The sequence below is a fragment of the Gleimia sp. 6138-11-ORH1 genome, from assembly GCF_024814355.1.
GTDB lineage: Bacteria > Actinomycetota > Actinomycetes > Actinomycetales > Actinomycetaceae > Gleimia.
Genome location: NZ_JANUXV010000001.1, coordinates 782,294 through 796,946, shown reverse-complemented (window position 1 = coordinate 796,946; position 14,653 = coordinate 782,294). Strand labels below are relative to the sequence as shown.

At 47.2% G+C, this 14,653-nt stretch carries 13 protein-coding genes; all 13 read left to right on the top strand.

The window, feature by feature from the left end; all coding sequences use genetic code 11:
- Positions 1-96: 96 nt before the first annotated feature.
- The 13 genes from NXS08_RS03460 (at position 97) to NXS08_RS03400 (ending at position 14,552) form a co-directional block, all read left to right on the top strand.
- The gene (locus tag NXS08_RS03460; RefSeq protein ID WP_259137271.1) at positions 97-1,743 is read left to right on the top strand and encodes a penicillin-binding protein 2; all 1,647 of its coding nucleotides are present in this window, start codon (positions 97-99) and stop codon (positions 1,741-1,743) included.
- A gap of 33 nt (positions 1,744-1,776) precedes the next feature.
- Positions 1,777-3,159, top strand: a complete 1,383-nt coding sequence (gene murF, locus NXS08_RS03455) for a UDP-N-acetylmuramoyl-tripeptide--D-alanyl-D-alanine ligase (protein ID WP_259137270.1) — start codon at positions 1,777-1,779, stop codon at positions 3,157-3,159.
- Positions 3,160-3,204: 45 nt separating this feature from the next.
- Positions 3,205-4,290, top strand: a complete 1,086-nt coding sequence (mraY, locus tag NXS08_RS03450; protein ID WP_259137268.1) for a phospho-N-acetylmuramoyl-pentapeptide-transferase — start codon at positions 3,205-3,207, stop codon at positions 4,288-4,290.
- Positions 4,287-5,774, top strand: coding sequence for a UDP-N-acetylmuramoyl-L-alanine--D-glutamate ligase (gene murD / locus NXS08_RS03445; RefSeq protein WP_259137266.1), 1,488 nt, complete (start codon positions 4,287-4,289; stop codon positions 5,772-5,774). Before mraY ends, murD begins: the two co-directional genes overlap by 4 nt.
- Positions 5,771-6,997 carry an FtsW/RodA/SpoVE family cell cycle protein gene (locus NXS08_RS03440; protein ID WP_259137264.1) on the top strand — a complete coding sequence of 409 codons (1,227 nt, stop codon included), beginning with the start codon at positions 5,771-5,773 and terminating at the stop codon, positions 6,995-6,997. The genes murD and NXS08_RS03440 overlap by 4 nt, the downstream gene beginning before the upstream one ends.
- A gap of 112 nt (positions 6,998-7,109) precedes the next feature.
- Positions 7,110-8,249, top strand: coding sequence for an undecaprenyldiphospho-muramoylpentapeptide beta-N-acetylglucosaminyltransferase (gene murG / locus NXS08_RS03435; protein ID WP_259137263.1), 1,140 nt, complete (start codon positions 7,110-7,112; stop codon positions 8,247-8,249).
- A gap of 12 nt (positions 8,250-8,261) precedes the next feature.
- Positions 8,262-9,635 (top strand): UDP-N-acetylmuramate--L-alanine ligase, encoded by a 1,374-nt coding sequence (gene murC, locus NXS08_RS03430; protein WP_259137261.1) that lies wholly within the window; start codon positions 8,262-8,264, stop codon positions 9,633-9,635.
- Between the two features lie 28 nt (positions 9,636-9,663).
- On the top strand, positions 9,664-10,761 hold the full coding sequence (locus tag NXS08_RS03425) for a cell division protein FtsQ/DivIB (RefSeq protein WP_259137259.1): 1,098 nt from the start codon (positions 9,664-9,666) through the stop codon (positions 10,759-10,761).
- Positions 10,762-10,927: 166 nt separating this feature from the next.
- Entirely contained in the window at positions 10,928-12,166 is a 1,239-nt protein-coding gene (ftsZ, locus tag NXS08_RS03420) for a cell division protein FtsZ (RefSeq protein ID WP_259137257.1), read from the top strand.
- A gap of 12 nt (positions 12,167-12,178) precedes the next feature.
- Complete coding sequence (locus NXS08_RS03415; protein WP_259137255.1) at positions 12,179-12,940, top strand: polyphenol oxidase family protein; 762 nt, start codon at positions 12,179-12,181, stop codon at positions 12,938-12,940.
- A 99-nt stretch (positions 12,941-13,039) separates the two neighbouring features.
- Positions 13,040-13,501 (top strand): cell division protein SepF, encoded by a 462-nt coding sequence (locus tag NXS08_RS03410; protein ID WP_259137253.1) that lies wholly within the window; start codon positions 13,040-13,042, stop codon positions 13,499-13,501.
- A gap of 17 nt (positions 13,502-13,518) precedes the next feature.
- Entirely contained in the window at positions 13,519-13,824 is a 306-nt protein-coding gene (locus NXS08_RS03405) for a YggT family protein (protein WP_259137251.1), read from the top strand.
- A gap of 137 nt (positions 13,825-13,961) precedes the next feature.
- Positions 13,962-14,552, top strand: a complete 591-nt coding sequence (locus tag NXS08_RS03400; protein WP_259137249.1) for a DivIVA domain-containing protein — start codon at positions 13,962-13,964, stop codon at positions 14,550-14,552.
- The last annotated feature ends 101 nt before the right edge of the window (positions 14,553-14,653 follow it).

Sequence of the window (14,653 nt, the reverse complement as noted above, 5' to 3'; positions counted from 1 at the left end):
CCAAATAACAGTGACAAGGTCATCAAGAGAATCTGGTACTTCTTCTTTTTGCCGTTGTTTCTAATTTCAATCGTTCTCTTGTTTCAAATCCAGTTAGTGCAAGGTCCTCACCTAGCTGAAATAGCTGCGAACAGTCGATTGGGAACTACGAATCTTCCCGCGCAAAGAGGGGATATTGTTGATGCTAAAGGAACAGTTTTAGCAACTACCATACAAACCTACGATATAGCGGTAAACCAAAGACTCATTCTTGAAGCGATCTGGCATGAAACTAACGAAGAGGGAGAGATCGTTCAAACTAAACGCGGTCCGGGAATGGTAGCTGAATTCCTCGCCCCCATTCTTGGGATGGATGAAGCTGAGCTGGGCGGAAAAATGGTTGGCAACAGCACCTATGTCATCTTGGCAAAAGACGTTGAAGTAGCCACTTGGCGAAAGATCCGTAATCTTCGTTTCAGAGGAATCGAATGGGAAGCCAAAACTAAAAGAATCTATCCGGCTGAAGAAACCGCTGCCTCAGTGATTGGCTTCGTAACCCGTGAAGGAACTGGTAACGGTGGGATTGAACTGAGCCAGGAAGAAAACCTAAAAGGAACAGACGGAAAAGTAACTAACGAATATTCCCGCTACGGGCAGGTGCTTCCCTCACAGTTTGCGGAACTAACTGAGCCAATTAATGGAAAGAGTGTGCACTTAACTTTAGACATTGATCTGCAACACCGGATTGAAGATTTAGTAAATGAAACTGCCAAACGAAATAATGCGCAGGCTGCTTCCGTTGTGATTACAGATCTAAAAACGGGAAATATCCTGGTACTTGCAGATGCCTACAATCAGCCGATTGGAACTACCCCACAAGCTTCTAAAGTTGTACAGTATGCGGCCGAACCAGGTTCTGTTGGAAAAGTATTTACTATGGCAGCAGCCTTAGAACATAATGTGATTACGGCTTTAACTCCGGTTCCAGCTCCTGACATTTTTGTAGCTCCCAACGGAGAACGCTTTAAGGACGCTGAACCACACGGTTATCAGGTACTTACTGCTGCGGGAGTTTTAGCGAACTCATCAAATACAGGCACGGTATTTATCGGCTCTAAGATTTCTGATCAGCAACGTTACGAAGTCATGCAGCGTCTGGGACTGGGAAAACCAACTGAGGTAGGACTGCCCGGTGAATCAGCTGGATTCCTTCCCCCTCCAGATACCTGGGATGGGCGCCAAAAATACGTCAATATGTTCGGGCAGGCCTATTCAGTGAATCAACTTCAACTGGTGAACGCTTTCGCCACTATCGGCAACGGGGGAACCTACCTGCCCCTCAGGCTAGTTGATGGATATACCCTGCCTGATGGATCCTATGAGCAGGTACCTTATGAGCAAGCACAAAAAGCGCTTCGACCTGAAGTAGCTGCGGAACTAATGAAAATGATGGAGACAGTCTCAGTCTCAGGCTCTGGCCAGCATTTCCAAGTACCTGGTTACCGCACTGCTTTAAAGACAGGTACCGCAGAAATCTTTGAAAATGGAAGATACGTTGGCAACTCCTTAAACATTACCGGGGTAGTTCCAGCACAAGACCCGCAACTGGCTATTGCAGTACATATGTATCGTCCAGCAACCAATAATTATGCTACGGTGCTTTTGGCAGACTTATTTAAATCTGTGGTGACAGAAGCAGTACGAGCACGCAATATCCCAGCCTCTGACTCTCAACCGCAAACCTATCCGGTATATGCAAACTAAAATTAGACTAAAAGAAGCACCTGAGGAGGGGAAATGAATTATTCAGCAGCATGGATTGCCGAGGCAATCGGCGGAACACTACATGGCGAAAATGTAGTAATAACCGGCAGCGTCGAAACTGACTCACGTGCCTGCACCCCAGGATCGCTTTACGTTGCCCGCCTGGGAGAAACAACAGATGGACACCGGTTCATTGATGCAGCAATTGAAAATGGGGCAGTTTGTTCGATTGTCACAGACTGTTCCCATGGAAATCCAGCACACCCCAAGATTTTAGTAGCCGACGCAACTCTAGCTCTGGGTAAGTTAGCTAAAGCGCATATTGCGAGATTACGAGAGCTGGGAGAGATCCAAGTTATTGGGATAACTGGTTCAGTTGGGAAAACCACCACTAAAGACTTAACAGCTAATATTCTTAAAACCGTTGCCCCTACCGTAGCGGCCATCGCTTCATTTAATAACGAAGTGGGAATGCCGCTGACCGCACTTGCTGCCACCGAAGAAACTCGTTTCCTAGTTTTAGAAATGGGCGCTTCTGGCCCAGGCCACTTAGCTTATTTAACTGACTTAGTGAAACCGGATATCGTAGTTGAACTTGCAGTGGGACAGGCTCATTTAGGGGGCTTTGGAAGTATTGAATCCCTGGCAGCAGCTAAAGCTGAACTGGTTGCCGGAGTAATCCCACACGGAACTGTAATCCTCAATGCAGACGACGAGTTAGTGCTGCAAATGAAAGAACAAACCGATGCTAGAGTAATCACTTTTTCTGCTACTGGAAAACCTAACGCAGGTGTGCGGGCCGAAGAGATTACTTTAGATGAGTCATCATGCGCAGGCTTCAAAATCAGAACTGAAACTGAAACCGCGCAGATTAACTTAGGGTTAGTTGGAATTCACCAGGTTAATAATGCGCTCGCAGCCGCCACTATTGCACTTACCTGTGGGCTGAGTTTAACAGAGATTGCTAAAGCTCTAAATGGGTTAAAAGCATCTAGTCCCCACCGGATGAACGTATTTAAAAACGCTGGCATTACCTTCATCGACGACTCGTATAATGCGAATCCAGACTCAATGCGAGCTGGGTTAAAAGTGCTTACAGAACTGGGGGAGCATGCGCCCCGACGAATCGCCGTTTTAGGTGAAATGATGGAGTTGGGAGATACCTCTGATCAACTTCACCAAGAAATTGGTTATGCTGTTGAAGCTGCACAAGTAGATTTACTGGTGACTTTAGGGGAGGGAGCAAAAGAGATTGCTGTCCCATTGCAAGGTAAAATTGAGTGTCATCACGCAGTTTCGGCAGAAGATGCCTTTAAGCTACTTAAAGAGAAGATTTCATCTGGTGACGTGGTTTTCCTGAAAGGATCCAACGGATCAGGTGTGTGGAAAATCGCAGATAGCTTCGCCCAGGGGTGAGTAGCTATTTTGTAAAGCAGATACAAAATAGGAAAGGAAGAGCTTGTGCTAGCACTGGTTTTTGGAACCGCAGTGTCCCTTATAGTGACACTTTTTGGTACAAAGATTCTCATCGGCATTTTGGTGAAGCGTAACTACGGACAGTTCATCCGACAAGATGGGCCAACCGCACACCACGTTAAACGTGGGACACCAACGATGGGGGGCATTGTAATTATCATTGCCTCAATCCTGGGGTGGCTGATTGGGCATTTAATTATTGGTAAACTCCCGGATTATTCCTCCAGCCTACTAATGTTTCTTTTCGCCGGAACTGGGTTTGTTGGCTTCGTAGATGACTACATTAAAATCTCCCAGCAGCGTTCATTAGGGCTGAATCCGCGTGCGAAAATTATCGGACAGCTAGCAATCGGCACTATTTTTGCCATCGGCGCATTATCCTTCCCAAATCAGCACGGATTAACCCCGGCTTCAACCGCCATTTCAGTGGTTAGAGACACCTCCTTAGATTTTGCTTTGGCAGGCACAATTTTCGCTGTCATTCTCTTTATTATTTGGGTTAATTTCCTGGTGTCAGCTTGGTCTAATGCCGTTAATTTAACTGACGGGTTAGACGGTTTAGCAACCGGTGCTTCGATGGTGGTATTTGCCGGATACACTCTGGTTAGCCTCTGGCAGTTCTACCAAAGCTGTGCGAATCCCAATGCGGTTGCTTCAGTCTGTTACGAAGTACGCGACCCCTTTGGATTGGCAGTTGCTTCAGCAGCTATTGTGGGAGCTTGTTTCGGATTCCTCTGGTGGAATGCTTCCCCCGCACAAATCTTTATGGGAGATACCGGTGCCTTAGCTTTAGGTGGAGCACTGGCCGGGCTTTCCATTTTGACGCATACACAATTCCTCGCCGTAATCATCGGTGGATTATTCGTTATCATCGTGATTTCAGATGTAATCCAGATTGGGGTCTTTAAACTTACCCGTAAACGCGTCTTCAGAATGGCCCCTCTGCACCATCATTTTGAACTATTAGGGTGGAAAGAAATTACCATCGTAATTCGGTTTTGGATTATCGCTGGATTATTCGCCATCGTCGGAGTCTCCTTATTCTACGGAGAATGGGTTGCTAAGCTATGACTTGCAGTGATAAAGCTCAACTACCCCTGTCAGATTGGCACAAACTAACCTTTGGCGTATTTGGTTTAGGCAAAAGCGGTTCTGCTTCTATTGAAGCGCTTTTACAACTGGGCGTAAAAGTCATCGGCTATGATGCCCGTTCCCGTGCCGATCTAACCCAGCTTAGTGAAAAGTATCCGCAAGTAGAGATACATCCTGAAAACACGGGTTTAGACCAGCTTAGTATGCTTGACTACGCAGTAGTTTCTCCAGGGATTGCGCCGCACTCTATAACCCGCAAAGCTTTGGTTGCACAAGGGGTTGTAATCTGGAGCGAAATTGAGCTTGCCTGGCAACTACAACAGTCTTTAGGTAAAGAAACCGCTTGGCTTACCGTAACTGGAACAAATGGTAAAACCACCACAGTGGGAATTGTCGGAGAGATTCTTAAAGCTGCGCAGATAAAGCACGCAGTAGTAGGCAATATTGGAAAACCAATAGTTACTACTGTGCTAGAAGAAGATTTAGAAGTAATGGTAGTTGAGCTTTCCAGCTTCCAGTTAGAAACCACCCATTCGCTTTCTGCATACGCTGCTGTATGTCTCAACGTTGATTCTGATCACCTAGATTGGCATGGAAGTACAGAACACTATCGGGCAGCGAAAGCAAAAATTTACGAAAACACTCAAGTTGCTTGCGTTTATGACGCGCACGATAAAGTGATTGAAAATATGGTTGCTAACGCTGAGGTAGTTGAAGGGGCTCGCGCCGTTGGCTACACATTAGCAACCCCCACCCCATCGCAAATTGGGATAGTAGAAGATCTATTTGTGGATCGAGCTTTTGTGGAAAACCGCCAGAAGCAAGCTGAAGCAGTCGCCCAATTAAGTGATATATATGGCTTCGCCTCCCAACATCCTTCAGTTGCTTTAGTCAAAGACACTTTAGCGGCAATTGCATTAACCCGCGCCTATGGAGTCAGTAGCGCAGCCATTGCACAGGGATTACAGAACTTTAAAACAGCCGAGCACCGCCGCAGCATAGTGGGGCAGGTAGCCGATATGGTCTGGATTAATGACTCTAAAGCTACTAACACTCATGCCGCACTGGCTTCATTAAACGGTTTTCCTCCGCAAAGTATCATCTGGATTGCCGGAGGAGACGCAAAAGGGCAGGATTTCCATGAGCTGGTTGCCAAAATTAAAGCTAGTTTACGTGGGGTCGTAGTTATCGGAAGCGATCCTACCGCGGTGGTAAGTGCATTAAAAGCTGAAGCGCCGCAGATTCCCTATGTAGTAGTTAGCGAAGAAGAAGACCTAATGTTCTCTGTTGTCAATGAGGCCGTAGCTCTTTCTAAACCAGGCGATACAGTTGTATTGGCACCAGCTTGCGCTTCTTGGGATCAGTTTGAAAATTATGCACAACGGGGCGATCTTTTTGTTGAAGCAATTTCTCGATTAGATCGGGCATGGCAAAAACAGTATGGTGAGGGAGCAGGAAAATGAAACCTATCAGTGAGGTTACTCAATCCGTTTTTACAAAATTTTCTAAGATTCCAAAGATTGTTACGCAAATAGGTGAGCCGCCGCGGGCAGTGACCGTCTATTTTCTGATTTTGATTCCGGCTACCTTTTTGATGATTACCGGATTCTTTATGATCTTTTCTGCTAAAACCATTAAGGAACTAGGTGCCGGGGCAGATCCTTATCTCGCACATTCACGTACTGCTATCATCATGGCGGGTGGCTTTATCGCAATGATGATAACTTCCCGGTTTAAAGTGGAAACTATTCGTAAACTTTCCATTATCGCTTTCGTTCTTGCTCTTATGCTGCAAACATTGCTTTTCCCGTTTGGCAAGCGTGTGAACGGAAACCTTAACTGGGTAGAAATTGGTCCGCTACCAACATTCCAGCCTTCTGAAGCTCTTAAATTAGGCTTAACTTTAATGCTGGCCTATTCCTTTGCCTGCATTTTGCGTAACCGCAGAGACATGCTCCCCATCATGGTGTGGGTGGTTACGCCAATATTTTTTTCGATCGCATTCATTATGTACAGCGAGGACTTGGGAACTGCCCTGGTGATTATTGCACTAGCAGTGGGGGTAATCACCGTAGCAGGAATGCCCAGAGAGTTTTACCAGATTAGTCTTATTGTGGGTGTTCTTGGGATTACCGCTGCAGTATTACAAAAACCTTCCCGAATTGAGCGTATTCTGCGGCCAATAGGCTTAGGAACTCCAAGAGACCCCAATGCTCCTGAACAAATTGACTATTCACTGCGCGCCTTAGGTTCCGGTGGTTTAACTGGCGTAGGAGCGGGAGCCTCAAAAGAAAAATGGTTCTCACTGCCTGCTGCTGAGACGGATTTCATCTTTGCTGTTTTGGGTGAAGAGTTCGGATTTTTAGGAACAGCTTCTGTAGTGCTAGTTTTTATTGCTTTCTTTTACGGGATGTTTCGACTGGCTTTATCGCAGACAGATTTATATAAGCGTTTAGTGGTAGTGGGAATGCTCTCTTGGATGGGAATGCAAACTCTAATTAACCTGGGAACTGTAACTGGGTATGGGCCAATTATTGGTGTTCCTTTGCCATTTATATCTCATGGGGGAACCTCGTTCATTATCACTGCAGTATGCGTGGGGGTGGTCCTTAGTATCGCCAGAGAAGCCGCCGGTTTTAACGAGAAAAATCGTTTCGGTAAAGTTCTACGCCGCCAACTTAGCTAGTTAGGCTCTGTACTTAGATACGTGCTTAGTGAATGAGTTAAAACCGCCGCCCTCGGATAGAATAGTTTTCAGAAACTGTTTTTCAGATGCTAACTGTTAGTAAGGACTAACTATGACACAACCGGTAGCAACGAGAATTCTCTTAGCAGGAGGCGGCTCCGCTGGGCACGTTAATCCTCTTTTAGCAGTGGCAGCTAAACTACGGGAGAAAAATATTTCTGTAGTTGCCTTAGGAACTGACCGCGGATTAGAAAAAGAACTGGTTCCCAATGCAGGAATAGAACTATTAACGATTGAAAAAGTTCCCGCCCCTCGGCGAGTGAACGGTGATTTAGTTAAATTCGTTCCCCGTCTGCTAACTGCCTATAAGACTACGCGCGAATATTTGAAGACTCGCCAGATTGAAGCCGTAGTGGGCTTTGGAGGCTATGTGGCTGCACCAGCTTATTTAGCGGCACGGAGCCTGGGGATTCCAGTGGTTATTCACGAACAGAATCTGCGTCCCGGAATGGCAAATAAACTTGGCGCAGACTGGGCTAACACCGTTTTTTTAACCTTCGCGGAAACTCCTTTAAAAGCTAGACAGGGTAAAACTCAGGTAGTTGGGTTGCCTTTAAGAGCTGAGATTGAAAAACTGGCTCACGATTTAGCTGACCCGCAAACTCGGCAAGAAACGAAAATTAAAGCTGCTCAAAAGTTGGGGTTAGACCCTGATAAACTAACTCTCTTAGTTACCGGCGGGTCTTTAGGGGCTTTAAAACTTAATCGAGTGCTTTCTCAAACGGCTCACCTATTTCCCAAAGACGTTCAGGTTCTCCACCTAACTGGAAAGGGGAAGAGCGCGGAAGTTTTAGCTACTTTGGCTGAGAATCCCCCTGGCTGTCAATGGCAGGTACATGAGTATTTTGAAGATATGACGGCAGTTTTTGCAGTTACTGATTTTGCAATTTGTCGCTCTGGTGCGGGGACGGTAGCGGAACTTTGTGCTTTGGGTATTCCTGCACTTTACGTTCCTTTACCGATTGGCAACGGGGAGCAAAAGCTCAATGCGGCTGAACACGTGGAAGCAAATGGGGCGTTGCTGGTAGACGACGCTGAATTCTCAGCGGAAGTAATTGAAACTCAGGTGCTACCACTTTTAGCTGCTGCGGATCGCTTGGCACAAATGCGAAGTAGGACTCAAGAACTGGCACAGGTAGAGGCAGCTGCGTTGGTGGCTGAGGCAGTTGCCGCTTTACTAGAGAAAAAATAGGTGGGCAAACGGATGATTGATTACCATTTAATTGGTATTGGCGGCGCCGGAATGTCAGTTGTGGCTGAGTTGCTTCAGGCACGTGGGTATGAGGTTTCTGGCTCTGACCAAGCTGACTCAGCTACTTTAACGCGGTTACGTAATCTGGGGATTACAGTTTTTGCCGGGCATAAAGCTGAGCAGGTTCCCCCGCAGGCAACTGTGGTTATCTCAACCGCTGTTAAAGAAACTAATCCAGAGTTAGCTTACGCATTAAAAATGGGGATGCCGGTTATTCACCGTTCGGAGGCCTTGGCATTAGCGGCCAGTGGGCTGGAGTTCATTGCGGTGGCGGGAGCGCACGGGAAAACTACAACTTCGGGAATGTTGGCGGCAGCTTTTTCTGCTTTGGGTGCTGATCCGTCTTTTGCAGTTGGTGGCATAGTTAGTAAGTTTGGTACCGGTGCGCGTTTAGGGGCTGGCCCGTTTTTCATTGCTGAGGCTGATGAATCGGATGGTTCGTTTTTAAACTATGCTCCTAGAGTTGCGTTGGTTACTAATGTGGAGCCAGATCATTTGGATCACTATGGTTCGGAAGCTGCTTTTGAAGCGGCTTTCGATAAGTTTGTTTCTAAGATAACTGCAGAAGGTGCGTTGGTGGTGTGTGCTGACGATCCCGGGGCCCAAGCGTTGGGGAATCGGGCAGTTGCTGCCGGGCGGCGCGTCTGGGCTTACGGTTTAGAAAATATTGTCGAGGGCGGTGAAAATCTAAAGATTTCGCAGCTGGAGCTTTTTGAAAATAAAGCTAAGTTTGTTGTGGAATACGGTGTTAAGCAGATTCCAGTTGAGCTGAATGTTACTGGAGCCCATAACGTGTTGAATGCAACCGGAGCGTTAGCTGTGGGCCTGGAACTGGGGTTGGACGTGGGAACTGTGGCAGAGTCTTTAGCTGCGTTTAGTGGGACGGGACGTAGGTTTGAGTTCAAGGGGGAGATTTCTCAGCGGCGTTTATTCGACGATTATGCACACCATCCTTCAGAGGTGCAGGCAGCTTTAAAGCAGGCGCGGATTGTGGCCGGGAGCGGAAAAGTAGTTGTCTTATTCCAACCGCATTTGTATTCGCGGACTTTGAACTTTCAAGCTGAATTTGCGTCTGCTTTAGAGTTAGCAGATGCGGTGGTGTTGGCAGATATTTACGGGGCGCGTGAAGAACCTATGGGGGGAGTTACCTCGCATTTGATTGCTGAGCATACTGAGAAAGTTAGTTTTGTGGGGGCGTTAGAAGCTGCCGCTAAAGTGGCTGCTGATTTAACGCACGCGGGAGATATTTGCATTACGATGGGGGCTGGTAGCGTCACCGGTGCAGGTGAGTTGATTCTAAAAGCATGGCAGAATCAATTTGAGTAATTTGTAGGTAGTGGATTAGGAAAATCGGGTGAGAAGACCACAGGTTCCTCACAGTCGTGGGGCAAAACGCACTTCTAGCGCAGCAGCATCTGCTGGAAGTGATAAGCAGGGTGAAGACTTACAAGTTACGGCCGAAGACCGGGTTGTTTCTAGTCGGAAGAAGCCAGTTTCTGACGAGAATCCGTCACGGCGAAAGAAGCGACCGGCTAAGCCGGGCAGGGCGGTTCCGCAGATTCCTACCCAGCAGGGCAAGGGGGATGCTACCCTTCCGCAACTGCCTGAGGTCGATCCGAAAAAGCTTTTACCTTCCGAAAAAACTCCGGGGGTTGCTTCCAAATTAAGAGGTTATTTTTCAGCGGAACGGGCCGCTAAAGCGTTTGCATCGAAAACGAAGGTGGGTTTTGATTTAGAAGCTCGCAGAAGTGAAATTCGGAAAGCTAAATTACGGGCTTACAGCTGGTATGGGCTGGGGGTTTTTCTGAGTTTAGCTGCACTGGTAGCCACTATTTGGGGGATTTTCTTTTCAAGTTTCTTTAGCTTAGATCGCAATTTAATTACGGTTGTAGGCGGAGATGAAAAAGTCTCTGCAGCTCAGGTACAAGAAACCTTAAATCCCTGGGTGGGGACTCCTTTGCCAAGGTTAAAGTTAGGGGAGTTAGCAGTTAGTGTGGAGACTATTCCCCTGGTGAAAAAAGCTGTTGTCTCTAGGCAATGGCCAAATGGAGTGGGAGTTGAGCTGCAGTTAAGAGTGCCCACCTTTGCAGTATCTACTGGCGGTAGCTGGGATGTATTCGATGCGGAAGGTGTAAAACTTTCGACTGAAGCTACTGTTCCTAATGGAACTTTCGTAGCTGAACTGTCCTCAGTTGAACCGGCGGGGCAGGTTAAAGCAATCGAAATTCTAGAGCAGGTGAAAAAGCAGTTAGATGCTGAGATTTTAGCGGAAGTTGTGACTTTCCGTTCAGATGGTAACCTGGTTGAGTTTGTCTTTAAGTCAGGAGCTGTAGTCAAATGGGGCGATACTTCTGAGGGCGAGCTGAAACTGAAAGTGCTGAAAGTTTTAGTCAGTCAAGTACCGGCAAAAGTCTATGATGTTTCGGTTCCGGCTAAGCCGGTAACTGCTTAGAAATCTACAAGCATAAGAGAGAAATTCACCGCTACTTTAGACACGCCTAGATAAATAGTTGATTAGGGTCTGTTGGTAGCCTAATTTCACTTTGAAATAAACGAAAAAAACCAGTACCTTCAAGTTGAGGTTGAATGTATTGGCTGTAATATGTGGGGGAACAGCAGTGAACGCAACCAACTACCTAGCGGTTATTAAAGTTGTCGGTGTCGGCGGCGGCGGCGGCAACGCCGTAAACCGAATGATTCGTGCCGGACTATCAGGCGTAGAGTTTATCGCCATGAACACAGACTCGCAGGCACTTATGCGTTCTGAAGCTGATGTGAAGATTGACCTGGGTGTAGAAATCACCCGCGGACTCGGTGCAGGCGCCGACCCACATGTAGGTGAAAGCGCAGCCGAAGCCAATGAAGAATCCATTCGCGACGTCCTCAAAGGCGCAGATATGGTATTCGTAACCGCCGGTGAAGGCGGTGGCACCGGTACCGGCGCAGCCCCAGTAGTAGCTCGGATCGCTCGTGAACTGGGAGCACTTACCGTAGGTGTAGTAACCCGCCCATTCCATTTCGAAGGTGATCGTCGCGCCACTGTTGCAGATGTAGGGATTGAAAACCTCCGCAAAGAGGTAGACACCCTCATCGTTATCCCCAACGATCGTTTGCTGCAGATCTCTGACGATAACGTCACCTACAACCAGGCATACGGCATGGCTGACGAAGTCCTCCGCAACGGTGTCCAAGGTATCACCGACATGATTACCACCACCGGTGAAGTGAACGTTGACTTTGCTGACGTACGCTCAGTTATGAAAGACGCCGGTAGCGCCCTCATGGGAATCGGGCAAGCCTCGGGGGAAGACCGCACCCTACGCGCCGCCGAACAAGCTATCTCTTCACCACTGCTGGAAGCATCAATCACCGGAGCTCACGGAGTACTTTGGTTCCTCCGCGCCGGCTCAGACCTGGGCATTCAAGAACTCAACGGCGCTGCTAACCTAATTAAGGAAAGCGTAAAACCAGGCGCAAACATTATCTTCGGTACCGTAACAGACGATTCTTTGGGTGATGACGTAATGATCACCGTTATCGCCGCTGGATTTGACGAAGATAACAGCAAGGCAGAAGAACTGGAACTACACAACTCCATTTTCACCTCCAGTCCCGCACAGACTGCACCAGCACAGCCCAGTGCTCCAGCTGTAGAACCTGAAGTTCCAGCCCGTCCGGCTACTCGCGAACCATCACACCGCGCCCAAGTGCAACCTCCAGTGCGTCCAGTAACTGCTTTCCCAACTGCTGAACCGCAGGAAACTAATCCTCCGGCAGCAACTGAGTTTGCAGTTCCGCGCGTATTCGACACTGATCTGAGCGCAGACGATCTGGATCTACCAGACTTCCTCCGCTGAGCTAACCTCACGATGGATAATATTCTGACGGTGGGTGGCGCCCTAGTAGGATTTACTAGATGCGCCCCCACCGTCAGTGCATCTAACAAAACGGCCTCGCAAATCTACCCAAACTATGGGTTAAATACCCCGGATGAAGCTGCCAGAGTAACCGAATTTCGCAAAAAACTCGCAGTAAAACTCAAAGCCCCAATAATCTGGATGGAACAGACTCACTCAGCGGAAGTGGCCACCATTAAAGCAACGGAACTGAGTGAAAATCTGGAAAGTAACGAAAATACCGTTAAAGCAGATGCCGTAATCGTCCCTGCAGGTACTGTAGCTGCCGTGCAAATAGCTGACTGCGTGCCGGTAATCATTATCGACCCCACTTTAAAATTAGTTGCCGCCGTACACGCTGGCAGAGCCGGGATCGAAAAAGAAATCCTCGCTCACACAATAACTAAACTAGTCGCCGCCGGAAGCAACCCAAAAAATCTCTACAGTGCAGTAGGCCCCTGTATCTGCGAAAACTGCTATGAAGTCGGTGAAGAAATCTACCAAAAGTATGTAGACCAATTCCCAAATGGGGGAGCACGCACCAGTTGGGGAACGAAATCAATCCGACTAAGAGCAATAGTTGTTGAACAGCTCAAAGAAATGGGAATTGAAAACATCTATCACGATCAGGCCTGCACTTTTGAAAGTGAAGACTTGAACTCGTATCGTAAAGAACCCGCCTGCGGCAGACAAATCGGTTGGGCCTATTTCCCCACGCCAGAAACCACACCATAAACAAACACCGCAGCAGAAACAAAACATATATTATTGACACGCCGAAGTGACAACCAGGAAAATTATCACAAATAAACTACTTTTAAGTTAGTTCAGTAAATGAAAGAGATTAAGGGGAAGACCTTGGGCAGCTTTGACCGGATGAAAGAAAAGATCGGCTGGATTGGCGTGGAACATCCTGAAGAGGATAACTACGATTACGCTGATGAAGAAATCTATGAAGAAGAAGAAACCTACGCGCAACCATCTGCTTTCGCATCTTCTTTTTCTCGCCGACAGGTAGAAGAAAATAACGTAGACATTTCACGGATTGTCACTATTCGTCCTGAAAGCTACGGAGAGGCCGAATTAATCGGAGAAGCCTTCAGAGATGGGTACCCGGTGATCGTCAACCTAACTGACACAGTAGACGCAGGTCGCACCTTAGATTTTTGCTGCGGTCTGGTCCACGGATTACGCGGACAGATCGAAATCATCACCCCAAAGGTACTTTTACTTTCCCCAGCTTCAGTAAAAGTACAGGGAAAACCAGCAACTAACCAACGGCCAAGTTTCTTCTAAGCGAAGGAACTAAGTCTATGACATCTGCAATAAATTTCTTAGGACACGGGATACTCATCTTAGCGCAGCTAGCCGTTTTTATTCTGATCGCAAGAATGATCCTGGACTGGTTAAGTATCCTTGCCCCACAGTTAGAAATTCCCGCAGTAATCGCGGTTTTAGCTAATCTGGTCTATAAACTATCCAATCCTCCATTAGAATATTTACGCAAGTTTTTGCCACCCTTACGCTTTGGGGAAATTTCTATTGATATGGGGTTTATTGTGCTTTTCATACTGGTAATAATCGTGAGAAAAATTGCCATTTTTCTGATAAGTATGTAAAAGTGAAGTAAATACAGGTACTCTGTAAGTATCTATTTTGGTGTAGTCATCAGACTACAGAAAAGGTCGGCAGTTTCAGATTTTAGAAATCGACTTACTAGCCGAATAAATAAAATAATGATTCATGAGGTGAGAAAATGGCACTGCTGACCACGGACGAAATTATCAAGAAGACTTTCGACACTGTGAGGTTTCGCGATGGCTACGAACAGAGTCAAGTAGACGAGTTCCTTGATGAAATTACAGAAACTATCTACGTCTTACAGCTCGAAAATACTGAACTAAAAGAAGAACTTGAAGCAGCTCGACTGCGCATCAAAGAACTTGAAGCAGGCGCACCAGTTGAAGTAGTTGCCGCTCCAGTAGCAGAAGAAGTGGCTCCAGCCGCTCCAGTAGTAGAAGAAGTAGCGCCAGTTGCGGAAGAAGTATCCGCAGCTCCTGCAGTGCAGGTACATGAAGATGCTTCTTCTATGTTGGCACTTGCACAGCGCGTACACGACGACTATGTACGTGAAGGACGCGAACAGAGCGAAAAGATTATCGCTCAGGCACACGCACAGTCCGACATCATTGTGCGAGAAGCAGAAGATAAGCGTAATGATATTCTCTCCCAGCTTGAATCCGATCGTAACTTGCTTGAAGGTAAGATCAACGAACTTAAGAGCTTCGAAGCTGACTACCGTAACCGGATGCGCGAACACCTCCAGCACCTACTGGGAGAACTGTAAGCCTCTGAACTGCTCAGCTAGACGCAGAACTTTATAGAAAAGCGGCGAAACCTAAAAGGAATCGCCGCTTTTCAATTCGCATAGGTAAAGTAAAAAGGGAA